The 24,081-nt window shown below is 42.8% G+C and carries 24 protein-coding genes; 5 read left to right on the forward strand and 19 right to left on the reverse strand.

Features of this window, described 5'->3' with window-relative positions; genetic code table 11:
* Positions 1–16 precede the first annotated feature (16 nt).
* The 6 genes from DEO27_RS14170 to DEO27_RS14195 all read right to left on the reverse strand — a co-directional run bounded on the left by DEO27_RS14170 (position 17) and on the right by DEO27_RS14195 (position 6,740).
* Positions 17–1,201: a carboxypeptidase-like regulatory domain-containing protein gene (locus DEO27_RS14170; protein ID WP_112573625.1), complete on the reverse strand. Its 1,185-nt coding sequence runs from the start codon at positions 1,199–1,201 to the stop codon at positions 17–19.
* Positions 1,202–1,712: 511 nt separating this feature from the next.
* On the reverse strand, positions 1,713–3,086 hold the full coding sequence (locus tag DEO27_RS14175; protein ID WP_223818250.1) for a di-heme oxidoredictase family protein: 1,374 nt from the start codon (positions 3,084–3,086) through the stop codon (positions 1,713–1,715).
* A 7-nt stretch (positions 3,087–3,093) separates the two neighbouring features.
* Positions 3,094–4,170, reverse strand: coding sequence for an imelysin family protein (locus DEO27_RS14180; RefSeq protein ID WP_112573627.1), 1,077 nt, complete (start codon positions 4,168–4,170; stop codon positions 3,094–3,096).
* Positions 4,171–4,179: 9 nt separating this feature from the next.
* A complete protein-coding gene (locus DEO27_RS14185) occupies positions 4,180–4,605 on the reverse strand; it encodes a ubiquinol-cytochrome c reductase iron-sulfur subunit (RefSeq protein ID WP_112573629.1) in 426 nt (141 codons plus the stop codon).
* 11 nt (positions 4,606–4,616) lie between these two features.
* The gene (locus DEO27_RS14190; RefSeq protein WP_112573631.1) at positions 4,617–5,858 is read right to left on the reverse strand and encodes a hypothetical protein; all 1,242 of its coding nucleotides are present in this window, start codon (positions 5,856–5,858) and stop codon (positions 4,617–4,619) included.
* 198 nt (positions 5,859–6,056) lie between these two features.
* Positions 6,057–6,740 (reverse strand): heme exporter protein CcmB, encoded by a 684-nt coding sequence (locus DEO27_RS14195; RefSeq protein WP_112573633.1) that lies wholly within the window; start codon positions 6,738–6,740, stop codon positions 6,057–6,059.
* A gap of 94 nt (positions 6,741–6,834) precedes the next feature.
* Here DEO27_RS14195 and DEO27_RS14200 point away from each other — a divergent pair, with 94 nt between their 5' ends.
* Positions 6,835–7,320: a methylated-DNA--[protein]-cysteine S-methyltransferase gene (locus DEO27_RS14200; protein ID WP_112573635.1), complete on the forward strand. Its 486-nt coding sequence runs from the start codon at positions 6,835–6,837 to the stop codon at positions 7,318–7,320.
* Here DEO27_RS14200 and DEO27_RS14205 read toward each other — a convergent pair.
* From DEO27_RS14205 to DEO27_RS14245, 9 genes are all read right to left on the reverse strand, one after another.
* Entirely contained in the window at positions 7,317–9,245 is a 1,929-nt protein-coding gene (locus DEO27_RS14205; protein WP_112573637.1) for a response regulator, read from the reverse strand. The two genes, DEO27_RS14200 and DEO27_RS14205, sit on opposite strands and share 4 nt — an antisense overlap.
* Positions 9,246–9,272: 27 nt before the next feature.
* Positions 9,273–9,860 carry a chemotaxis protein CheB gene (locus DEO27_RS14210; RefSeq protein ID WP_162996836.1) on the reverse strand — a complete coding sequence of 196 codons (588 nt, stop codon included), beginning with the start codon at positions 9,858–9,860 and terminating at the stop codon, positions 9,273–9,275.
* Positions 9,850–10,680 (reverse strand): CheR family methyltransferase, encoded by an 831-nt coding sequence (locus DEO27_RS14215; RefSeq protein ID WP_190295416.1) that lies wholly within the window; start codon positions 10,678–10,680, stop codon positions 9,850–9,852. Before DEO27_RS14215 ends, DEO27_RS14210 begins: the two co-directional genes overlap by 11 nt.
* A gap of 2 nt (positions 10,681–10,682) precedes the next feature.
* The gene (locus DEO27_RS14220) at positions 10,683–14,138 is read right to left on the reverse strand and encodes a response regulator (protein WP_112573641.1); all 3,456 of its coding nucleotides are present in this window, start codon (positions 14,136–14,138) and stop codon (positions 10,683–10,685) included.
* An 87-nt stretch (positions 14,139–14,225) separates the two neighbouring features.
* Positions 14,226–14,663, reverse strand: a complete 438-nt coding sequence (locus tag DEO27_RS14225) for a hypothetical protein (protein WP_112573643.1) — start codon at positions 14,661–14,663, stop codon at positions 14,226–14,228.
* Positions 14,664–14,673: 10 nt separating this feature from the next.
* Complete coding sequence (gene gldC / locus DEO27_RS14230) at positions 14,674–15,006, reverse strand: gliding motility protein GldC (RefSeq protein ID WP_090524371.1); 333 nt, start codon at positions 15,004–15,006, stop codon at positions 14,674–14,676.
* 8 nt (positions 15,007–15,014) lie between these two features.
* Positions 15,015–15,281 carry a hypothetical protein gene (locus tag DEO27_RS14235; protein ID WP_112573645.1) on the reverse strand — a complete coding sequence of 89 codons (267 nt, stop codon included), beginning with the start codon at positions 15,279–15,281 and terminating at the stop codon, positions 15,015–15,017.
* An 8-nt stretch (positions 15,282–15,289) separates the two neighbouring features.
* Positions 15,290–16,642: a DEAD/DEAH box helicase gene (locus tag DEO27_RS14240; RefSeq protein ID WP_112573647.1), complete on the reverse strand. Its 1,353-nt coding sequence runs from the start codon at positions 16,640–16,642 to the stop codon at positions 15,290–15,292.
* Between the two features lie 268 nt (positions 16,643–16,910).
* Positions 16,911–17,795, reverse strand: a complete 885-nt coding sequence (locus DEO27_RS14245; RefSeq protein WP_112573650.1) for an NmrA family NAD(P)-binding protein — start codon at positions 17,793–17,795, stop codon at positions 16,911–16,913.
* Positions 17,796–17,876: 81 nt separating this feature from the next.
* Here DEO27_RS14245 and DEO27_RS14250 point away from each other — a divergent pair, with 81 nt between their 5' ends.
* Positions 17,877–18,293: a winged helix-turn-helix transcriptional regulator gene (locus DEO27_RS14250; RefSeq protein ID WP_112573652.1), complete on the forward strand. Its 417-nt coding sequence runs from the start codon at positions 17,877–17,879 to the stop codon at positions 18,291–18,293.
* Between the two features lie 103 nt (positions 18,294–18,396).
* Positions 18,397–19,731 carry a dihydroorotase gene (locus DEO27_RS14255; RefSeq protein ID WP_112573654.1) on the forward strand — a complete coding sequence of 445 codons (1,335 nt, stop codon included), beginning with the start codon at positions 18,397–18,399 and terminating at the stop codon, positions 19,729–19,731.
* Between the two features lie 128 nt (positions 19,732–19,859).
* Here the strand turns inward: DEO27_RS14255 and DEO27_RS14260 are convergent, their stop codons facing one another.
* The 4 genes from DEO27_RS14260 to DEO27_RS14275 all read right to left on the reverse strand — a co-directional run bounded on the left by DEO27_RS14260 (position 19,860) and on the right by DEO27_RS14275 (position 22,346).
* On the reverse strand, positions 19,860–20,327 hold the full coding sequence (locus tag DEO27_RS14260; RefSeq protein WP_223818251.1) for a GyrI-like domain-containing protein: 468 nt from the start codon (positions 20,325–20,327) through the stop codon (positions 19,860–19,862).
* Between the two features lie 83 nt (positions 20,328–20,410).
* Complete coding sequence (locus DEO27_RS14265; RefSeq protein WP_112573658.1) at positions 20,411–20,833, reverse strand: SRPBCC family protein; 423 nt, start codon at positions 20,831–20,833, stop codon at positions 20,411–20,413.
* Positions 20,821–21,276: an EVE domain-containing protein gene (locus tag DEO27_RS14270; RefSeq protein WP_112573660.1), complete on the reverse strand. Its 456-nt coding sequence runs from the start codon at positions 21,274–21,276 to the stop codon at positions 20,821–20,823. Before DEO27_RS14270 ends, DEO27_RS14265 begins: the two co-directional genes overlap by 13 nt.
* 122 nt (positions 21,277–21,398) lie before the next feature.
* Entirely contained in the window at positions 21,399–22,346 is a 948-nt protein-coding gene (locus DEO27_RS14275) for a helix-turn-helix transcriptional regulator (RefSeq protein ID WP_112573662.1), read from the reverse strand.
* A gap of 54 nt (positions 22,347–22,400) precedes the next feature.
* On the opposite strand from DEO27_RS14275, the gene DEO27_RS14280 reads away from it, so the two are divergent.
* Positions 22,401–22,841: a DUF2007 domain-containing protein gene (locus DEO27_RS14280; RefSeq protein ID WP_112573664.1), complete on the forward strand. Its 441-nt coding sequence runs from the start codon at positions 22,401–22,403 to the stop codon at positions 22,839–22,841.
* Positions 22,842–22,966: 125 nt separating this feature from the next.
* Positions 22,967–23,977, forward strand: coding sequence for a N(4)-(beta-N-acetylglucosaminyl)-L-asparaginase (locus DEO27_RS14285; RefSeq protein WP_112573666.1), 1,011 nt, complete (start codon positions 22,967–22,969; stop codon positions 23,975–23,977).
* Positions 23,978–24,081: the final 104 nt, after the last annotated feature.

The following is a 24,081-nucleotide window of genomic DNA, read 5'->3' on the forward strand; positions in this document are numbered from 1 at the left end:
TGACACAATGACTAAATCAATCCCCCGGCTCGTAATCAACCGGCAACAAATCGCCGAGCTTGGCTTTTGACCATGAACCTTCATATAACGGGCTTGGGCTTGATACCACAATACCATTCATATCAAAGGCAACATAGCCCGAATATTTGGTCATGATACTGGTTTCGTAGTTGGGCATATCCAACGGGTGATAAACATCCTTAAACTCGGTAGTCTCCTCACGCTTGGTATATACTACGTATAAAAAGTGCGGAAAAGTAAGGGCGTAAATCCCATCTTGCGGTGTTTTGCGCAAAATCTCAAACTCCTGGTAGGGCAGCTTGGCCAGGTTTTCCCGGTACCATTTAGTCATTTTCGACAAATTGTAATACCTCATCGCCGAATCACGCGGGCCGTCACGGTACTTCTTCATCTTCTGCATCAACACCGCTTCTTCTGGCCGTTCGGGGTTAATTTGTCTTGTAAAGTCGTGCGCCTCAAACCCTTCTTCTTTTAATTTCCCTTTATAAAGCGAACGGTAAAAATGTTGGGCCGAGCCGTAATAAGCCTGCTCTCGTTTCTGTTTCCAAAGCTTTTTCTGAGCAGCGCTACCAGGCAGGTTCTCAAACAGTGCACTTCCCGAGTAAGATATAGTATGCTCTATAGCGTCATACAAAAAGCTTTTCAGTAAAAACTTGGTACGATAGCCCAGCGCCAGGTTCTCAACCACCAGAAACTCATCGCCTGATGCTTCCAGTTGTTGTTTACCCCTGTGATAAATAATATTAAGAATATGTGGATTGGTAACCTTACACTCTTTGCCATTTTCGGTATCGCCTACAAATTCCTTGCGGAACAACTCGTAGTTCTTTTTCCAGTCGGCACTGCTGCTGATCACAACCTCGCGCAGCATTAATACCTTCTGATTAACCTCTATGCTCAGCTTAGCGGGATCACGGCCAACCAATACAGTTGTCGAATACTCTTCAATACTTACACCGGTAACTACCAACTGATATTGGCCCGGCTTTACACCGGCCAGAGTAAAAGTACCGTCCTCGGCAGTAGAAGTGCCGTACGTGGCATTATTTAAAAATACGCTGGCATTGGCTACCGGGCTTTTAGAATCGGCCCTGACTACCTTACCTGTAATAGTACCGGTTTGCGCCGAAACTATGAGCGGGCATATAAACGCGATAAGCAAAAACCAATAAAAACGCATTAAATAAAATTAGGATATTTTTTCAATCTACTAAAAAACACATTTTTTATGAACGGTTAATGAATTGTTGTTGTATAATTTTTGTTGCGGTGGGTTTGTCTCGATTTGAATTTATCTGAACCGGAATTTTAAGAATTAAGGAATAGACAGAATGGGAGGATGTAATTCGATAAATTCTTTTTTTCTTGCGCTCGTTTTTAACGAGTGCTTACAATGGGCTTACGTTTATAAAGTAAGCGAAGACGATACAATCGCCAACCCACGTTAAGCACTCGTTGAAACGAGCGCAAGTTGGAAAGATAAAAGTTTCTTGGAAAAACAAACAAAAACCATGTCTTTGATCGCAGCGCGGCAATCACGTAGCCAATGCATATCCGCCCTGTATAGCATGCGATAGCCACGTCGCGCCGCAGCTCGTTCCTTTCCCGCTCCTCGATGAATTTTTACCGGCTAACAATAAAAAAGCGGCATGAATTATTCCACGCCGCTTTCAAAATATCATCAGAGAAAATTACAAGCTTTTCAGAAAGCTCAGCATAGCGTCCCTGTCTACTTTTGATAATGTACTGAAGAAAACCTTTGACGATTCAGCCTCTCCACCATGCCACATAATAGCCTCGGTAATACTACGTGCGCGACCATCATGAAGATAATAACCGGGATAATTAACTTTTTCAAACAATCCTAAACCCCAAAGTGGAGCTGTACGCCATTCCTGCCCGTTAGCTAAAAAGTCGGGACGGTTATCGGCAAGGCCAGGCCCCATGTCATGTACCAGCATATCCGTGTAAGGATGGATCACCTGGTTTGACAGTGGCTTGAAAGCTACGTTTATCTCCGTTGTAAGGGTTTGACGATGGCAACTTTCGCACTTGCCTTGTTTAAATAATAACTCGCCTCTTTTATTGGTAGCATCGGTAACATCACGACGGGCCGGAACCGCGAGCGTAGCGGCATAAAATCTCACAGCATTTAATGTACTATCGGCCAATTCGGGATCATCCTTTAGGCCATCATATTGAGATTGACCGAAGGAATTCTCAACCGGGAATATCTTATTGGTAATGCCGATATCCTGGTTGTAAGCGGCAGCTACCTGCGTAAGCAACGATGCGGTGTTAGCTTTCCAGCCAAAACGCCCCAGCTTGCGCGATTGTGTAGCTACATCCCAAACATAGTTGGCATGCCCCTTTATGCCGTCGCCGTTTGCGTCGTTCGGATCGGCCATGGCAACGATGGTGCTTTCAGGAATAGCTTCCAGCAATCCCAAGCCATACATTGGCGGCGCCAGGCGCGGCGATAACATATACCCAGCCGAAAGCGCTGTGTAAAGGTTTGTTAAAGTATAAGTAGGCGTACGTAAGGCATAGGCTTCACCATCCGGAAAGTTATATATCACATCATTGTATGCAATGTTAACCTTACACTCGGGCGTTTTACCAAAAACAGCTTTATCCTGTAGCTGCAAACCGTAACCTGGTGCCGCAAGCGGGCCGCCATGTTCGTCGGTACCAGGAATGCTGATGCGCACAAGGAGCGACGAATTTGATTCGCCGGCTGTTGGCAAACCTATCCCATCGTTGTGGTGACACGAAATGCAGGAGTTGTTATTGAAGATGGTCCCCAAACCCGGATTAATAGGTGCGGGCGCAGTAACAAAAATCTTGCTAAATGCCGCGTCGCCCAAGCCATGAACCTCTGCATCGTAACCTGAAAGTCCCGGAAACATATTACCAAACGAGTGCGAGGTAATATCAAACACGGTGGCATCGCCTCCCGATAAACGCTCGTCATATCTATCTGCTGAGATTTGGGCCGCTTTCTGGCATTTTGCCAGCAGCAGCACCAAAAGCACCAACGCGCCTATTACGCTTAACTTCTTCACCTTAAAATTAGTCCTTAATATTAGTTTGTATAAATGTGGTCAAATCACCTTCAAGCGTAGCTTGCAGGGTTGCAAGGGCTGTTTGACTGTTTGATATTTTATCGCGGTTATCATAAATGGCCTTTTCAAAAGTTGGGGTAATCAAAGCCATTGACGATAAAGCAGTTTGTATTTGTGTTTTGATCTTAGTATCTAAAGCCAGGTTTTTTGAAGCAACCAAAGCGCTTAAGCTCGTTGTGCCTTTGGTACCATTATAAGTGGCGGTATAAACATTAAGTACACCTTGTATATTATTTATGAAATCGGTAGTAGTATTGTGCGAGTATGATGACTCATCTTTAGTCGAATCTCTTTCAGTGAAAGGTTCAGCCATTTTACCGGTACCTACTTCTTCGCAAATGCCCGCCATTTGAGTAACAATGGTAGTAAACAATTCTTTGCGTGTTTTGAAGGCTGTACTTCCGTTTCCGGCAGTAGTGATTTTGGCTGCATAATTATCACCCGAAGCCGCCCAGCTATTCATAAGTGCAGTGGTAGTATTTAATAAACTTTGAGAAGTAAACTTTAGATAATCTTTTTGGCGGGCTGTGATATCAGCGGCTTTTCTTGTACCACCCGGGCCAAATATAATGTACTCGATACCGTGGAAACCTTTGGAGAAACCATCAAGACCGTCTACATAAGACAATGTTATGACGTCTGAACTTCCTATTAAAGCATCCACATCCGTCCTGTTCAAAGGCCAGCTATCCATAGTTGGGTCATAGTTTTCATCTTCAACCGGACCAAACAAAAAGCCCTCGGCCTGCTCCCATGGCTGGCGGGTGTTTTTCCAGGCTACACGGGCAGCGGTTAGGTTAGCATCGGTGGGCGTTGCTAAAAACGTAGTTATTGATGTGTTTAATAAAGTAGCTTTTGCCTGAATATCAACGTAGTTTGGATTACCAACAACGCTAACAAACTGGGTTATTACTTCCTGCTCATCAACAGCAGTTGTCTGGGTTCCGCTTGGGTTGTTATCTTTTCCACAGCTGCTTAAAGCGAGGATAGCAGCACATGACAGACCAAGTAAGGTATTTTTCATGGTAAAAAATTAAGTTAGATGAATTATGATTTGATTTGATATTACTTCTGTTGCGTACTTCTTAAGCGGCCGTTCAGCAGGGCCGGTAGTTACCTGGCCCTCATTATTGAAGGTGCTGCCATGCAAATCGCATTTATAACCATTGTTGCCAGCAGGCGTGAGTTGGTTATCAGCATGGGTGCATTTTAACAGCAATGCGGTATAAGTACCGTTAGCCTCCTTTTTTAAACCGATGTTATAATACTGGTTTTTAGGCTGGATCAATTGAAAATTAGTTGCGCCGAAAATAGTTTCCGGAACAGTTACTGTGTTGTTGGCCACAGCCGCTTTATAAACAGGTAAAGTAGCACAACCCGATAACGAGCTCACCAACATACCTGCGCCAACAGCAAGGCATAACGAGCATGACTGTTTTACAAAATCTCTTCTATCCATGTTGTTTAAGTTTAAAATGAATATCCAACACCCAGGTTTATCAAAGTATTGTTAGTTTGGTAAGGCAGCGCCACCGGGCTTGGGTTCACTATCAGCGCTGGGTTTTGTGCGCCGGTATGTGCCAACCTTACATCGCCCTTCACTACCACGTTACGGAGCGGCAGATAAGTTAAACCGGCTACCACAAAATTTTGATTAAGGGTTTGATCGGTTATACCGTTTGATGGGATGCGGTAATTAAGATCAAGCTTTTCATCACGCACAAAAACAATTAATTGCGGAGCGTTAAGTTTACCATAGTTGCTGCGGTAAAGCAGATCGTATCCTATTTCAGCATAGGCTCCGTAGGCTGCCTTTGGCGTATTGCTGGCATAGCCCCTGTTGATCTTGTCGGCATCTTTAATTGAAAGGATAGTGCCCAATACTTTTACTGAAAAGCCTTGTCCGTTATACTGGATATCGCCCTCACCCATGGCAACCGGGGTACCAAATACGCCCGAGTTTAAGCCAAGACTATCTGCCTCTGTTTTACGAAGACCCACGGTACCACCATAATAGCCTGATAACTGGGCTTTAAAACCACTTTGATAATACTGAAGCGCACCTGTAACTGCAAGGTTGGTGCCGGTAGCGTTACGGCCTTCAAACCTTCCGTCAACAATACCCGTTCCGTGTGTGAAGCCGCCCGCGCTTAAGCCGTTCATCAATCCAATTGAATAGTTAATAGGGAAGTTATTTAAACGGCCATAAAAGCCAACACCCAATTCGCGCCAGGTAGCAGGGATTACCAGCGTTTCAACGTAGTTACGTTCATTTCCGTTGAATGTGGTTGGCAGGTGATTTTCATTCAGGATACCGATCCGCGGTAAAAACAAACCCGCAACAATGTATTGATTAGGGTTGAGGTTAAACTTCAGGTAAGCCTGCTCAATAGTAATTTCACCGCCGGGTTCGCCGCCATTTACTTTGGCGTCTTCAAGCTCGGTTTCAGAAAAGAAAGAGATCTTATCGCTGAATTTGTGACCAACAAACAATACAAAACGCTCAAGGTCGACCTTGGCTGTACGGTGATTGTTGTTGTACTGGTAAAAAGCATTACCGTAACCACCAATAGTAGTATTTGATAAAAGCGAGCTTTTAACAGTATTGTTGTTTAAAGAATCTTCGGCAGTTGAGTTATTGGGCTGCTGCGCCAACGCTGTGCCTGAAATAAGAAAAGAAAGTATGACTAAAGTAAGGGTTTTAGCATGCATTGTTATCTGGTTAAGTCGGCGACAAAAGTAATTACTAATTTAGACTTAATCCAAATTAAAATCAAATTAGAAGAAAATGTTAAAAACAGGGCAAAAATTTGCTGTTTCGCAACAAGCAAAAGCATGTTTCGGCCTAAATGTTAACGCAAAACGGAATCAGAAAAATTCAGAATGATTAAAGAGCTGTCAATATGGCAATTAATCGCGCCACAAATAAGGGAAGAGTAGCAATGCGGTGGCTATTACAATAGCATTGATAGCGCACAAAACGCCAATGTTTCCGTAAAAGAAGCTTCGGTCTACCCCATCCATCGCGCTTTTGCTCAACTTGATAAGCACCAGTATCACAGGAATAATAACCGGGAAACTCAAGATAGCCATAAGCGTACCGTTATTACCCGCTTTAGACGCAATGGCCGAGATCATAGTAAAAACGGTTGAAAAACTAACGCTTCCTATCAGCACCGCCAGGAAGTAATAAAGCAGATCACCAATAGTATTAGGGAAAAACACCTTGTATATCACTAAAGCCAATGTGCTCAACAAAGCCATCAGCAAAATGTTATAGATGGTTTTCGATAGGATAATAGCCTGCGGACTTGCTATGGAATAATAATAAAGCAACCTGCTTTTACTCTCCTGCAGAAAGCTTTTGGCAATCGCGTTTACCGACGCAAACAGCATAATAATCCAGAACAATACGTTCCAAACTATAGGATAGCCGCTGCTATTGGAAAAACCCGGATTTAAATTAAGGGAGATATAACAAACAAAAACTGTTGAAACCACATATAGCAAAACGCCATTAAAAGCATATTTTGATCGCCATTCGAGCAAAATTTCCTTTTTTAGCAGATACCAGGTTTCGTTAGCAAGTTTCATGACCGCAAATGTAATAATTACCCGCGAGTGACGGCGGGCATTTGACAGGCTAAAAAAATTAGCTTAATTTTGATATAGAATATACCAGTTACCCATGCCCATAGCTTATTTCCGCACACCAGTTGGCATTGCCCGTATTACCGAAGAAGATGGATTCATTGCATCAGTATCCATAAGGGATGAGGAATATGATATTGAGCCTGCTCCTACCGGATTGCTGCAAACAGCTATCGACCAGTTGAACGAATACTTTGCAGGAACACGCAAAGATTTTACCTTCCCGATAAAACAGCAAGGCAGTGATTTTCAGCAACAGGTTTGGGACGAGTTATTACGCATTCCTTATGGTACAACCATTACTTACGCGCAGCAATCCAATCAAATGAATAATCCGCTGGCTATACGGGCAATAGCATCTGCCAATGGCCGCAATCACCTATGGGTGGTTGTTCCCTGCCACCGGGTAATAGGTTCAGATGGCAGCCTTACCGGGTATGCCGGTGGCGTATGGCGCAAAAAATGGCTGCTTGAACATGAGGCTAAAGTATCAGGTGTTGGGCAAACCAAACTTGATTTTTAAGCGTCGACCCTTAACAATCTCGATATTTTTTCATGCAGCTGATATGGCTGAAATGGTTTTGAAAGCACATCGTTCATTCCTGCAGATAAGGCTTCCTGCTGTTCGTGATCATAACTCGCTGCAGATAGCGATATGATGGGTATGCTCCGTTTAGGCTCCTCAAAATCAACCCGAATGGTTTTGGCTGCCTGATAACCATTCATTTCGGGCATGTGGGTATCCATCAAAATAATATCGTAATCTTTGTTGTTAAGCTTTTCAATAACCTTACGGCCATTATCCACCATTTCTACCTCTACATTCCAGTCCTTCAATATCTTAGAAAGCATAAACTGATTCACCATATTATCTTCGGCCACCAATACCCGCACATTATTGAAAGGCGGCAATACTTTATCAGTTTTTGGGGTTTGCTTGTCTTTAGGTTTCAGGCTTATGGTATACCAGTTTACAAAGTTAAAAGTGCTGCCTCTGCCTACCTGGCTGCTTACCGTAAGTTCGCCCCCTTTTAATTCGGCAAGTTTTTTAACTATGGTGAGTCCCAAACCGGTACCGCCATATTTACTTACCGTGTCTTCCTCGGCCTGCTCAAACGATTCAAAGATCCGGTTAAGCCTGTCGGCCGGTATCCCGATACCCGTATCCTCAACGCTGAACTTTATTTTTACCTTATCATTATGTTTTTGAAGTACGGTAATCTTAAGCTTCACATATCCCCTTTCGGTAAACTTAAGGGCATTGCTTAGCAGGTTCATCAGTATCTGGTTCAGACGTAATGAATCCAACATGAGGTATTGCGGTACTTCTTCTTCAATATCAAGCAAAAACTCGATGTTATTCTCATCCGCCTTAAACTTAAGCAGGTTGAAAACAGAGTTTACGATATCATAAACGTTGTTTGCAGTACGAACAATGCTAAATTTACCTGCTTCGATCTTCGAGATATCCAACACATCGTTTATAACTCCTAACAACGATTTAGATGAAGTATCCAGCAGATCAAGCATCCCCTTTTGCTGATCGGTAAGGCCTGTTTTACGTAAAAGAGAGGTAATACCTATAATCCCATTAACAGGGGTGCGCAATTCGTGGCTCATATTAGCCAAAAAGGTTTCTTTTACCTTTTTGCTATACTCGGCATTTTCTTTTGATTTGATCAATTGCTCCTGGTAACTCTTTTGCGGAGAAATATCACTGATGTTCAAAAAAATGATCTTGTTCCGGTAAGATGCGCGGCATTCTATCCAGATCACTCTTTTATCAAAAGTTTCAAACTTAAACTCAAAAATGGCATAACTCAGGTTGTCCTTGATAATCTCACCCAGCTTTTTACGAAATGCTGCCCGATGATCATCAATAGCCAGGTCAACGATACTTTTACCAACAAGCTCGTCGGGCCTGAACCCCATTATTTTCTCGACAGTTGGGTTTATATTTACGATGCGAAGACTTTGCGCATCAACCGAGGTAATGATATCGGCCGAGTTTTTTACAACAATGGCATAATCCTGCAGCTCATCATTTTTCTGCTTGATTTCTGCCTGTGTGCGGGCCAGTTGCACAAACGAATCAACCTTGGCAGATGTAATATAGGGATCAAGCGGCTTATATAAATAATCAACAGCTCCGGCACCAAAGCCTTTAACGGCATATTTGGCCTCCTTTGAAATAGCTGTAACAAAAATAACAAGGATATCTTTGGTGCGCGGATTTGACTTAAGCATTTCAACCAGCTCAAAACCATCCATCTCAGGCATTTGAACATCAACCAGCGCGATAGCTATATTGGTTTCCCAGGCTATCTTGAGGGCTTCATTGGGTGATGTGGTAGAAAACATTTTGATGTCATCCCGCTTAAGCAAAGCCTCAAGAGCGATGATGTTCTCTTCTCTGTCATCAACTATAAGAATATTAACAGGGGTCATTTAATATTAATTAGGGGTCGGTGATTGTTACGATAGTAAAAGCTTAAAAATCTCATCCTGTGTCAAAATATAGTCGGCTGCTCCCAGGTTAATAGCCGACCGTGGCATTTCAGGCATTTCTGCGTCAGCGGGCTCCTGCGCTATAGTGAGCGCACCGCTTTCGCGCAATTTCAGCATACCACCTGCGCCGTCCTGGTTGGCACCTGAGAGTAATATGGCAGCGCATTTATTGCCATAAACCTCGGCTGCGCTTTCAAAGGTAACATCTATCGATGGCTTTGAATACCAAACCGGCTCCGAAACATCTAAACTAAAATATCCCCCGTCCTCAATTAACGTATGGTAATTGGCCGGGGCTATATACATGGTATTCGTTTTAAGAATATCCTTATCTTCAATTTCGCGCATGTACATACGGCTGTTCTCGGCAAATAGTTTTTCTATTTCGCTGAAAAAATTTTTTTTCCTGTGTATGATAAGGATTACGGTTTTTCCCAGTTTTTCGGGAAGATCTTTTATGATCCGAAACAAAATTTTGAACGAGCCCGCCGATCCGCCAAATAAAACTATTTGGGCGTCATGCCACCTCTCCAGTAATTTATTATCAGGTCCCAACTTTTTGATAGATATTTTCCTTTTGGTTGATCACCTTAAACTTACTCTTGAACGAATCGGACCGGATAGTTTCTTTGCTGCCAAGACACAAATACCCCAGCGGACAAAGGCTTTTATAAAACAGATCCAGGATCCGTTCCTGCAGAAACGTTTCAAAGTAAATAAAAACATTTCGGCAGCTTATCATCTGAAACTCATTAAATACGGTATCAGAGATCAAGTTATGTACCGAAAACAACGTATTCTGCTTTAATTCATTGTGTATTGATGCGGCATCATACAAAATGGTAAAATGATCGGTGATTGAACCTTTTAAACCAGTATACTGATAGTTTTCGGCATAGCTTTTTATATTACGCAAACTGTAAATACCTTTACGTGCTTCCCGTAAAACCTCGGTATTAATATCTGTACCGTATATAAACGACTTTTTACCTAAACCGGCCTCGTTTAATAATATGGCCATAGAGTAAACCTCTTCGCCTGTTGAACAACCCGCACTCCAAATTTTTACATGCTGATAGGTTGAAAGATATGGCACAACCTGCGTGTTAACTGCTTTATAAAACGAGGGATCGCGGAACATCTCGGTTACATTAACCGTTATCTCTTCCAAAAAGCCCTGAAAAAAATCCGCATCGTTAATAAGTACATGCTTAAGGTCATAAAACTCAAACTTATTAAGCAGCATGATGCGGGTTAACCTCCTTTTTAGTGAAGCTTTGGTATAACCCGAAAAATCAAACCCGTGAACTTTTCTTACAATATCAATAAGTTCCTGGACCTGTGCATTTGATATGATTCCCTGCGCTGTATCCATAATTAACTTTCAAGCCACAACTGCATCAACGAAATCAGCCTGTCCATATCAACCGGTTTGGTGATATAGTCGTTGGCGCCGGCCGCTATACATTTTTCGCGGTCGTCTTTCATTGCTTTTGCAGTTAATGCTATTACGGGCAACTTAGCCCATTTGTTTTGCTTACGGATATGCCTTGTGGCCTCATAGCCATCCATTTTAGGCATCATGATATCCATAAGCACAATATCTATATCTTTTATTTCCTCAAGCTTGGTTATAGCTTCTTCCCCATCGTTCGCAATCTCTACGTTCAGGTCATAACTTTGCAGGGCACTACTCAATGCGAAAATATTGCGCATATCATCATCTACAATAAGCACTTTTTTGCCTTTAATGGCATCCTTGCTCTTGGTTATAATCTTAGGCTTAGCCGGAACTGCCGACGATACTTGTTGTGGCTGCGTATTTGAGCTCTCGCTAATTTTGTTCAGGAACAGGTTAACCTCGTCAATCAGCCTATCGGATGATTTGTTGGTTTTAACCACCATGGCATTTGCATAGTGCATCAGCCTGTTAACCGATGTTTTATCAAGCTCCATAGCAGTGTTGATAATAACCGGCAATGAAACAAAACGGTCAACCTCTTTGATCTTATCCAGCAAATCCAAACCTGAAATATCAGGCAGGTTAAGATCAAGGATCACGCACTGATACTCATTTTCATGCAGCATCCTGAATGCCGATTCGCCGTCAAATGCCTGATCAACGGTGATACCCTGGCTTTGCATCAGGTCTTTCAGGGCCTGGCTCTGGGCCTTGTGATCTTCAACCAGCAGGATCTGTTTAAACCTGGTACCACTTTGTACCATGATATCGGCAAAAAGTTTATCCAGTGTTTCGGTATTGATCGGCTTCTTCATGAAGTTAATAGCACCTTCCCTGCGCACACGGTTTGCAGCAGCATCTCCCGCCGACATCAGGTGGACAGGGATGTGCATCGTATCCTCATCGTTCTTTAGCTCCTTCAAAATCTGCCAGCCATCTTTACCCGGCAGCATGATATCCAGTATTACCGCATCCGGTTTTGTTTCTTTAACAATTTCAACCGCGCGGGTACCTTCATAAACCATTACCGATTTATAACCATGATCGCGGGCATAATCCTGTAATATGTTGGCAAAGTTTTTATCATCCTCAACAATTACTACTAAAGGCTCTCTGCCTGGTTCCCGTTGTGCGGCTTTAACCGGCGCTAAAAATTCGGCTGTGGCTTTAAAGGTTTCGGCTGTTGGCAATATTACATCCTCAACTGTAGCTACCAGCTTAGCCTGGTAAGGTACTGTAAGTACAAACTCGCTGCCAATGCCCGGTTCACTGCTCAGGCTTATGCTGCCGCCCAAAAGGTAAGCAAGTTCACGGCTTATCGATAAACCTAAGCCCGTGCCGCCATATTTACGGCTTGTTGAACCGTCGGCCTGTTGAAATGCTTCGAAAATAACTTTCTGTTTCTCGGCAGGGATCCCGATGCCAGAGTCTTTTATAGCAAAGCTCACAGTTTTATCTTTTGCACCCGGCCTTACATTAATTGAGATCGAACCATTCTCGCCGGTAAATTTAAACGCGTTGCTCAACAGGTTTTTGATCACCTGCTCAATACGTACCTTATCGGTAAATATGGTTTGCGGCAGTTCTTTGCTTATGTTAGTTGTATAATGTATCTTTTTGTTGCTGGCTACTTCGGCAAACAGCATTTCCATATCGCCAACAATATCGCTTACCTTAATATCCTCATTCTGCATATCCAGTTTGCCCGATTCAATTTTTGAAAGGTCGAGGATATCATTGATCAAGGTTAACAGGTCGTTACCCGCGTTGAAGATCACGCTGGCGTATTTGATCTGATCTTCAGACAGGTTTGCCGGCTTATTATCTTTCAGGATTCGCGCCAATACCAGGATACTGTTAAGCGGTGTACGCAGCTCATGGCTCATGTTGGCCAAAAACTCCGATTTATATTTACCCGTAGTTTCAAGCTCATCAACTTTAAGGTTGATAGCCTGGCGGGCTTCTTCAATAGCCTGGTTCTTTTCTTCTAATAGGCTGGCTTTTTCTTCCAGTTCGGCATTAGTGGTACGCAATTCTTCCTGCTGCACGCGGAGTTCCTCTTCCGAGGCTTGTAACTCTTCTGTTTTTTGAACCAGTTCTTCGTTGGTAACACGCAGCTCTTCCTGTTGTGCTTCCAGTTCTTCGGCCTGCTGTTGGGTTTCTTCATACAGGTCGTGCATGATGGTGCGGGCCTGAGAAGTGTTAACTGCTATACCAATGTCATTAGCGATAGCTAAAAGGTATTCAGATTTATTTTTCGAGATCCCTTCATTAAAAGCAACCTCCATTACACCTTTAAGCTTTTTATCAAAAAAGAAAGGTATGATAAATGATTCGGCCAGTTCAGTTTTTAATACCGATGATGAAAGTTCCAGCTTGTCGTTCACTTTACCTTTTACAACCACGGCTTTACCATCTTTAGCTACCTGACCAAGCCAGCCTTCGGCCATTTGCACCGATTTCTTAACAAAATCAGGATTATGAAAAGCGTACGAAGCATAAAGTTCAAGCTTATCATTTGCCTCATTATACAGGTAAAATGTACCCGCCGCAGCATTGGTGTATGCAGCTACTTCAGATAAAATATTATTCGACAATTCCTTTTCAACCTGCTGACCCTGCATTTTCTCATTCAGCTGACCGGTGCCGGTAAGCAGCCAGTTTTTAGCTTCATTATCGGCAAGTACTTTACCAAGTTCAATATTGGCAACCCTTATCTCTTCTTCAATTTTCTTTTGCTGGTCAAACGTTTTTTGAATGTAGAAAAACAATACCAGTATGATGATCAGGAAAATGATGGAACCGCAAATAATGATAATGATAGCTGAATTTGAAGCTTTTTCGGAGCTGTTTTTACGATTTTGTAAAAAGCTGCTCTCCGAATACTTCATACGGGCTACTATAGCCCTGATCATATCCATGTTTTCCTTGCCATTCAAAAACATGTTATTCTGCACCATGAAGTCCAAACTTTTGGCTTCGCGGGTATCAATATCATTCTTAAGAATAATCCGTTGGGCAGCTACCAACGATGTTAATGAATCGATACGTGTTTGCTGTACCAGATTATCTTTAGTGAGGTCTCTCAATTCCTGCAGATCAACACCAATCCTGGGAAGCGCCTCATTGTATGGATCAAGAAACACCTTTTTATTAGTTGCTCCATAGCCACGCACTCCTGTTTCCGCATCAATCAAATGCTGCAACAAGTTATTTGAAGAGCGTATAACATTTTGGGTATGATCAACCCAAACGTTGTCTTCCTCAAATTGATGGATACTGGTATATGATAAAACACCAACTACTAATACAAGGATGATGGAAACAACAAAGCCCGCTAAAACCTGCTGGCGAAAAGAGAACTTTAACATTCGGTATTCGTATTAATCTGAATTACAAATATGTTTAAAAAAGCTGTAATGTAAAAGTTACAGCTTTTTTTAAACGGGATGGGAATATTAATTAGCTGTAGCAGTATCGGCAGCGGCAGGTATAAACGTTTTTGGCTTACCACTTAAAGCACCAATTAATGCCAAAACCGGGCCGGCAAACATTACGTACCAACCCCATTGAAATTTAAGCTGACTGGTTAAAAACTTGTTGATACCCTTAAACGGAATAAAACTAAAAGCCGAATTTACTTTCATAATAGCTGCGCCAAGTAGCAATACAACAAGTGCTACTGATAGCCAGGCAGCTACACGCATGATCTTAGCCTGGTTAAGGAATGAAACAATGATACCAATAACGGCTACCAGTAAAAGCACCAGGCCATAAGGCTGATTAAGCTTATAAATATTCCAACTGGTTACATGGAATACCCGCAACAGCGGACAATAGGTTGCCGCAAATAGCAGGGCAAAGCCTACAAATGATAAAATTGAGCTAAGGCGCATATTTAGGTTGTTATTTTTGTGTGATTTCCATTTTGTCGGCAAAGTGGGCACAATAGTCACGCAGGTCCTCTACGATGTTTTTTTCGCCGGTTGCGCGTAAAAAACTGTCGCCCATGGTTTGCAGGGTTTCGTAGAAAAAGCGTTTCATTTCATCAACAGGCATATCCTTTGTCCATAGGTCGATACGCAGAGTGTTTTTATAGCTCTGATCCCACAGGGCAAGCATCATTGACTTTACAGGCAATGCTTCTTTATTGGTTGAATCGGTTGATTCCCAAAGGATATGTTCAGGAACGTTATTGTCATCAAGCGTAACTGTAAGCTTTATTTCAGCGGTTTTCATTTCAAATTTTATTTAACAAGTAAGAATATAATTATAACCAGGACAATGAAGAATGTTTCCACCATCCATATTTTTTTGGTTTCGATAAAAAAGTTGCGGAACATGATGTCGATCACAAAAACCACAAAGGCAAACAATAAAAAGATCCAGCCAATGGTGCCTCCCCAATGTTCAAGCGGTTTTCCGGCTAAACCTGCTCCATAAATAAAAACATAGGCTGCCACCGCTACCAAAAACGCGGTAAAAAAGTTTAAAGGGGTAAATCTGAATTTCATTGATGGGCTTAGTGTCTTTTTTTGCTTTTGGATGATCGACCCGAACCTTGCCTTGCCGCTTTTGAGCCATATTTAGCTTTATCCTTATTGGCATCAAACTTTTTGCGCTGGTTGAGAGATTTCTTTTCGTGGAAAGCTCCTTTAAAAGTCGGATCTTCCTTACGTTTTTGCAGATCTATCTCACGGGCCTGATCCTGACGCTCTTCATAAGGGGTTTCCTCTATGAACACATCATCGGGAATATTATCAACAGGAATAGTTTGTTTGATGAGCTTTTCAATCTTGCGGATATAGTACTCTTCAGAAGGCGTAGCAAAAGTAATAGCTTCGCCCGACTGCAACGCACGGCCTGTACGACCGATCCGGTGTACGTAATCTTCATAAACCACAGGTACATCGAAATTGATCACGTGGCTTACATCACTCACATCAATACCGCGTGAGGCCACATCAGTAGCCACTAATATCTTCACATCATCGTTTTTAAACGAGTTGATAGAGTTGATGCGTGTATTTTGTCCCTTATTGGCGTGAAGAACTTTTACTTCCTCTTCGCCAAACTTGCGGGTAAGGAATTTAAAAACATCCTCGGCTACCGCACGGGTTTTACAAAAAACGATAAGCTTGGTAATATCACCTTCGTTATCGAGTAATCTTTTAAGCAGATTTATTTTGGTTTTGATATTGGGCACATGATACAAGTGCTGGTTAACTGTTTGCGCCGGCGTGGCCTGCGGGGTAACTTCAATAACTGTCGGAAACTCCAGGAAGTTAGCCGAAAGCTGATGTACCTTCTCGCTCATTGTAGCCGAGAAAAGCAGGTTTTGCCTTTTTACGGGCACTACCTCAAGTATTCGGTTAATCTGGGGCATAAAGCCCATATCCATCATCTTATCGGCTTCATCAAGTACCAATACCTGCAACGGCTTGGTCATGATGTGCCCGGCAAGGTAAACATCCATAAACCTGCCTGGCGTAGCCACAATGATATCAACGCCTTTTTTAACCTGTTCTATCTGAGTTTTGGGGCCGATACCTCCGTAAAGTAAAACAACCCGCAGGTCGGTATAAGCCGCAAACGCTTTGATGTTTTCCTCAATTTGCATGGCCAGCTCACGGGTTGGCGAAATGATGAGCGCACGGGCATGTTCGCCCTGGGCGTATTTCAACTTCATGAGAATAGGCAAAACGTAGGCTGCCGTTTTTCCGGTGCCGGTTTGTGCTATGCCCATTACATCCTGCCCGTTCATTATCGGCGGAATAGCTTTTTGCTGTATAGGCGTAGCTTCGGTATAACCGGCGTCGGCTATCGCGTTTAAAATTTGCCGGTTAAATTTAAAATCTTCAAAGGTTACTGCCATGCCGCAAAGATAGGCTTTTTGTTGAAGTAGGAACAATGCCCGGAAAACACGGCGATGTCAGGATTTTTAGTTATAAGAGAGGACTTTGAAGAGTCAAGAAATCAAGAGTCAGTAAGCAAGAATAAACAAAAGCGTCATTGCGAGGTACGAAGCAATCCCAAACTATACAGAGTGGCTCTGCCAATCGGGGATTGCTTCGTACCTCGCAATGACGCGTGTTTTATGTTTTAATGCTTCAATAGCCTTGTAGCATCAATCCTTTTTAGCATTAAGCATTATAAACCGCTGCAAATTCCTTTGCAAAATCGTGCAAGCTTACTTTACCCTTAGCGGCCGGTCTGTGCTTATCATAATCCTCCCAGATTTTCGCGCTTCTTACAGCGGTGCCCATTTCAACAAAATTGCGGGTCATTTCGGGTGGAACACCTGCTTGCTGTAAGCCATCTGCAAGTTGCTCGTCGGTAAATTCAATCCATGGTAAATTGGGGTTACCAATGGCTTCACCTAAAACAGATGCTGTATCACCGGGTGTTGATTCATCACTTACAATGTAGCGAACGCTTTTGCCGGTAAAGTCCTGCTGCAGTTCTTCGGCCACTGCCGCGGCAATATCTTTTGGATGTACCATGATCAGTCTTGCATCTGCCGGATAATTTGAGCCGATGATTCCCTGATGTTTAATAAGCGGAATGTTGCTGTAAAAATTGATGTAAAAGAATGGTGCACGGATAAATTTGATAGCTATACCATCCAGTTCGCTCAAGATGCCTTCCACATCATGGATCCCTTTTATCGGGCCAACGCCACTATCTAAATGCGCGCCGATACTGCTTAATACGACAACTTTTTTTATACCCGAATGCCTGATGGCCTCTGCATAACTTTTACCGGTTTCATTTTGGTATGCCCTTAAACTTTCGGAGGTGAAGCTTGGTGGCACCATGGCGTAAAGCGCATCGGCACCTGTAAAAGTTTCAGTCAAAAAATCGGCATCGGCCAGTGAACCAATTGCGGCTTCTGCGCCCAGTGCTTCAATATCTGCTACTTTATCGGCACTGCTGCTTATTACTGTTACGCTATGGCCTGCGGCCACTAAAGTTTGTGTTAATGGTTTGCTTATATTACCTGTTGAACCTGTTACTATAATTTTCATAATGTGTTTTGTTTTTATTGAAAGCAAAGGTATTTTTGTACTTACTTTTTTACAAGTACTTACCCTAAAGTATGTATCATCATGACTGCGATAAAAGAAAGCTCGACCATACAGGAAAACAAACAGAATGCCTTTAAGGAGTGCCCGGTAACTTATGTGATGGAGCGGATAGGCGGGTATTGGAAACCGATCATTTTATTTCACTTGCTCACCGGCAGTAAACGCTATAGCGAGTTAAAAAAATCGATCCCGACCATTACCGAAAAAATGCTGATCCAGCACCTGAAACAACTGGAAGCCGATGGCCTCTTGATCAGGGAAGCCAAGCCGGTTGTACCACCTTACGTAACCTACCGCCTCAGTGAAACAGGCATGGGTTTAAGGCCGGTTATGTACGCTATGTCTAAGTGGGCGGTTGAAGATAGTGAGGTGAGCGGCAACCCCATTTACCGGAGCCTTGGGGAGTTCCCAAGCGAGGAAACTTTTGCCGAAATGTAATTGCTGTTTTAAGCCGAAACTTACGAAGTTTTAAAAACTTCGTAAGTTTGACCTACTGAAAAATAAATCCGAAATCGAAATCCCCAAATCCGAAATCCATAATATGTCTACAATCTTAATAAAAGCAGCCACTATAGTAAACGAACACAAACAATACGTTGCCGATGTATTGATTAAAGATGGTTTGATAGATCGGATCGACTCAGTAATCGATCAGCAAGCCGACGAAGTGATCAATGCCGAAGGCTTACATTTGCTTCCGGGCTGCATCGATGACCAGGTACATTTTCGTGAGCCGGGCCTGACTTACAAAGCCGATATTTATACCGAATCGCGTGCTGCTGTAGCCGGTGGTATTACTTCATTTATGGAGATGCCAAACACGGTTCCCAATACCTTAACCCAGGAACTTTTGGAAGACAAATACCAGATCGCTTCCCGAAATTCACTGGCCAATTATTCGTTTTTCATGGGTGCATCTAACAACAATTTAGATGAGGTTTTGCGCACCGATACCAGCAATGTTTGCGGCATTAAAGTGTTCATGGGATCCTCTACCGGAAACATGCTTGTTGACGATCCGCACACTCTCGAAAAACTGTTTGCGCAGTCACCAATGTTGATCGCTACACATTGCGAAGATGAGGCAACAATTAAGAGTAATCTTGCGCACTACAAACAACTGCTTGGCGAAAATATTCCGGTGCGTTTGCATCCAAAAATCAGGAGCGCCGAGGCTTGTTATTTGTCGTCATCGATGGCTATTGAGCTGGCAAAAAAACATAACACCCGCCTGCATATTTTACATATCTCAACCGAGCGCGAGACGCATCTTTTTGATAACACAATACCGCTAAAAGATAAGCGTATTACCGCCGAAGCATGTATCCATCACTTATGGTTTACCGATGCCGATTATGAAACAAAAGGCAACTACATTAAATGGAACCCGGCAGTAAAAACCGAGGCAGATCGCGACGGAATTTTGCGGGCCGTACTTGACGGAAGGATTGATGTTATTGCTACCGACCATGCCCCGCATACCATTGAAGAAAAAGAGCAACCTTACCTGCAGGCACCCTCTGGTGGGCCACTGGTTCAGCATGCTTTACCGGCCATGCTTGAGCTGTATCACCATGGCAAAATCAGCCTTGAACAGATAGTAGAAAAAATGGCGCACAACGTGGCCACGCTTTTCCAAATTGAAAAACGCGGCTTTATCCGTGAAGGCTACTGGGCCGACCTGGTACTGGTTAACCTGAACAAACCTTGGAATGTAAATAAGAACAATATCCTGTATAAATGTAACTGGAGCCCGTTTGAAGGCAATACATTCCGTTCGCAGGTGGCCTATACATTGATATCAGGAAATCTTGCTTACGCCAACGGAAGTCTTATTGAAAGTAAAGCCGGCAAGCGGTTGACTTTTAATAGATAATCTGAATCAGAATTCACAGAATTTTAGAATTTACAGAATTTTCTGGAAAGGGAAAAGTGGGCACTTTTCCCTTTTTATTTGCGATTTCCTCAACTTACGCCAGAAAAGTATTTCAGATAGTTGCCTATCTAATTCACCCCAACAAACACTTCAACCTCTGCATTCGACGGATCCTTTGACCTATCGCCATAAACGTCAAAATCGGCCATATACCGTCTGTCGATATCGCTTGTCCAGATTTGATGCCAGGTTTCGCCTACAGCCTGTGGCAGCGCGCCTTTAGCTACGTACCGGTTGTAACTTCCGGGAGGTACCGTTATGCAAATCAAACCTTCGGGAATATTATCTTTTGTGGCAACCCTACAGCCAAGTACCGTGGTATAAAAGCCGTCTTTGTCGCTTTCGTAATCGGTGTAGACGCAATATATTTCATCACTAAGGCGGTTTACTACCTGTTGCAAAACATGTTCGCTCATAAACCAGTTCCAAAGCCCACTAATGTCTTTCATCGCCTGCCCGTTCTGGTTTGTGGTACGCACCGAAATCCCGACCAAAAAGAAGCCTTTTATTGTTGCTTTATCCATAAATGGAGTCATTACTATTTGTTATATCTATTTATAATTAATTTTTAGTCAAATAATTATAGTAATTATATAAACTATCTATTTAACTTTGCAAACTACTCTATCAACTTCCTCAATTCTTCGAAAAGCCCTTTCCAGTTTTGTTCAGAATGTGCTTTAGCTTCTTCGTTTTTCACGTTATCTTGAGTAACCGTAAGCTCTGTTTCACCGTTATTTTCGGTAAGGTTATAAGTGATGTTAGCGTAGTTTTCGGGCTTATCCTCCGTATCGCTCATGCTGCTCCAGTAACTATATTTCACAAAAGTTCCCGGATCAATATCCAGTATCGTTCCATGGTCTTCGTACTTGTGGCCATTCCATTCGCCGCTGAATTTAATGGGCTCCCCTACCCTCCAGCTCGTTTCCAGATTGGTACCAAAAAAGTATTCTTTTACCATAGCCGGATCTGTTAATCCCTGCCAAACTTTGTCGATAGGTGCTTTAAACTTCACCTGTACGTTTACTGTTAATTTTTCCATAATGTAGCTTTATTTAGTAGTGGTTTATCTTCGGTTATCATTTGCTCTTTTATCTTCTCAAAATCCGCGCCGGGAACTTCAAAAAACCCAAATCTGAAGTTATAGCCCCAGGCTTTTTTATTGGTGATAAAATCGAGTTCACCAATCATTGGGGCGATGGGAGCCTCGGCACATTCGTAGTAATTTACGTTGCGGCGATATGGAGTAAAATCGATGGCCATTTGTTTTTGGTAGATATCCTCATCCCTCACCTGGCCAATGGCTGTAAACGCCTGTAGGGGTTCATCGCCGTTCATTTTTTGCTTAGGCGAATACACCGCTACCCAGTCACCAACTGCCATACGTTTAAGCGGTGCAAGCTTGCCATGATTAGCCTGAATAAAGCCCCCGGAAATACCGCGGCTAATGTGATCTTTTGATACAACAACTATCCAATGTTTCATAAGTGTATGGTTTAAATTATCAGCAAAAACATGACCAATACAAATCCTGCCCTTGCTATTATGAAACAAAGTAACAGTACGCTGGTGACAGCCTTATGTCAGCAGGAAAAAAAGAATGAAAATTATTTTATTTTTTGGGCGATGGTCGAGGTGATTTCGCGCACACGATGCAGCAGGGTATCAGGTTTGATGATCTCCGCACGATCTCCAAATGTCATATACCACCGGGCAAAACCTTCCAAAGAAATAGTAAGGAATGTCATTTCAATTTTGTTGCCGATAGTTTTTTCAGATACAAAACCACCATAGTATTTTTGATGGTCAAGATAGCTGTGAATTTCTTTATCAACTTTGATCACCACCTGCTCAAGTTGCTTTTCGCAGGCCATCTTATCAATGTAATCTTTTAATGTAGGGTGTTTGCTGTTGACGTAACTTTTGTCAGTAACCAACAGTTTTTTGATGCGGTCTATCCTGAAATCGCGATAGTCATTACGCAGGCGGCAATAGGCTATCAGGTGCCAAAAACTATCCAGAAAAAAAACACCAACCGGTTCAACTTCGCGCTTAGTATTTTCCTGTGAGTGGGCGGCAAAGTAATCAATACACATGATCTTTTTGCAAACTATGCAATCTAAAATAGTTTGGATGTGATCAATATTTCCGGCCCGCTTTTGGCTATGGCTTTTCAATACTTCAATGCTGCCGTCAAGGTTTTCCAAGGCATCTTTTTCTGACGATTTCAGAATAGCCCGAACCTTATACATGGCAGATTGATATTGCGCCATGGTAGATGTATCGGTAAGCTTTTCAACAAACTTTTCGGCGGTTAAAAACGCGGTAGCTTCCTCGCGGGTAAACATAACCGGGGGCAGGCGGTAACCATCCATTATAGAGTAACCAACACCAGCTTCGCCTATAATTGGGATCCCTGCTTCCTCCAATGTTTTGATATCGCGGTAAACCGTGCGGAGACTTATTTCGAACCTTTCGGCTATATCGCCGGCCTTTACTACCCGGCGTGATTGTAATTGGATCAAAATAGCTGATATTCGGTCGATGCGATTCATGGCGTCCAAATTAAATAAAAAACAATTTACCTTTGATCAATATTTATCTACAATATGGCTGCTGAACCTGAAGAAAAGATCATAACATTTGAAACCTATTACGATGTGATGTTAGCGCACATCATTCGTACCAAACTGGAGGGCTATGGCATCCCCTGTTTCATCGCCGATGAAAATACCATAGGTTCAAATCCGCTTTACAACCAGGCGGTGGGTGGCATTAAACTAAAAATATTTGAGCGCGACCTGGAACGCTGCCGTGAAATTTTAGCTGCGGAGGGCGATCTGCATGACCAGGACCATATAGAAATTGATGACGAAACGCTTAATGCCGTAATCTGCCCATACTGCGGCTCAACCAACGTGCGCTATGGTTCCGCAACCGAAAAACGGGTTCACTGGCTAACAGCCATCATATCATTTTTGATGATGATATTCCCCTTTTACAGCCGCAAGGCCTGGCATTGTTTTAACTGCCAGCGCGATTTTGAATAACACCTTTAAGTCATAAGTTCTAAGTCTTGAGTCAAAAGTCTTCAATTTTATAACTGATGGAACCTTGACTTCGAACTAAAGACTTCCGACTTAAGACTTAAGTCTGTTTTTTATATATTAGCGCTATGTACAACCGCCGTAAGTTCATCAAATTATCGGCTGCAGGTGCTTCACTTGCAGCGCTTTCTCAATCTGCTATAGCAAAAACTGTCATATCCAAGCCCGAGGGCGGTTATCCTATCGTTATCTCCACCTGGGATTTTGGTATCATTGCCAATAAAGGGGCATGGAAAGTATTATCAACAGGAGGCCGCGCCCTTGACGCCATTGAAGCCGGAGCACGCATCCCAGAAGCCGAAGACATCACCAACCACACGGTAGGCCGCACCGGTTTACCAGACCGTGACGGACACGTTACCCTCGACTCCTGTATTATGGACGAATTCGGGAACTGTGGCTCGGTAGCTGCCATGGAAGATATCGCCCACCCAATTTCGGTAGCCCGATTGGTGATGGAAAAAACCCCTCACGTAATGCTGGTTGGCGAAGGTGCAACCCAGTTTGCCGTTGAACAGGGCATGAAAAAAGAAAAACTTTTAACTCCTGAATCTGAAAAGATCTGGAAAGAATGGCTTAAAAAGGCCCAATACAGCCCCGTAATGAATATCGAAAACGGCGGCAAGCCTGGCAATAAATACAACCACGATACCATTGGCATGCTGGCTATTGATGCAAAAGGCAATATATCCGGAGGTTGTACTACCAGTGGCATGGCCTTTAAACTACATGGCCGCGTTGGTGACAGCCCTATCATTGGTGCGGGTTTATATGTAGATAATGAAGTTGGTGGCGCTACATCAACCGGGGTTGGTGAAGAAGTGATCCGTAATGTGGGCAGCTTTTTGGTTGTCGAACTAATGCGTCAGGGCTTATCACCTGAAGATGCCTGCAAAGAAGCTGTAAACCGCATTATCCGCAAAAAACCAGAAATAGCTAAGAAAATCCAGGTGGGCTTTTTAGCTATCAATAAAAAAGGCGAATATGGTGCTTATGCCATACAAAGCGGTTTTTCATACGCCGTTTGCAATGCACAACAACAAGACCTGTTAATACCAGGAAAGAGTTATTATAAATAAGTTCATAGATCATGGTTAATGGTTCATAGTTGAAATAATTATAAAGAATAGATTTTGCTATGAACCATGATCTATCGACTATGAACTAAACAGTGAACTAAAAG

Source organism: Mucilaginibacter rubeus (genome assembly GCF_003286415.2).
Lineage (GTDB): Bacteria > Bacteroidota > Bacteroidia > Sphingobacteriales > Sphingobacteriaceae > Mucilaginibacter > Mucilaginibacter rubeus_A.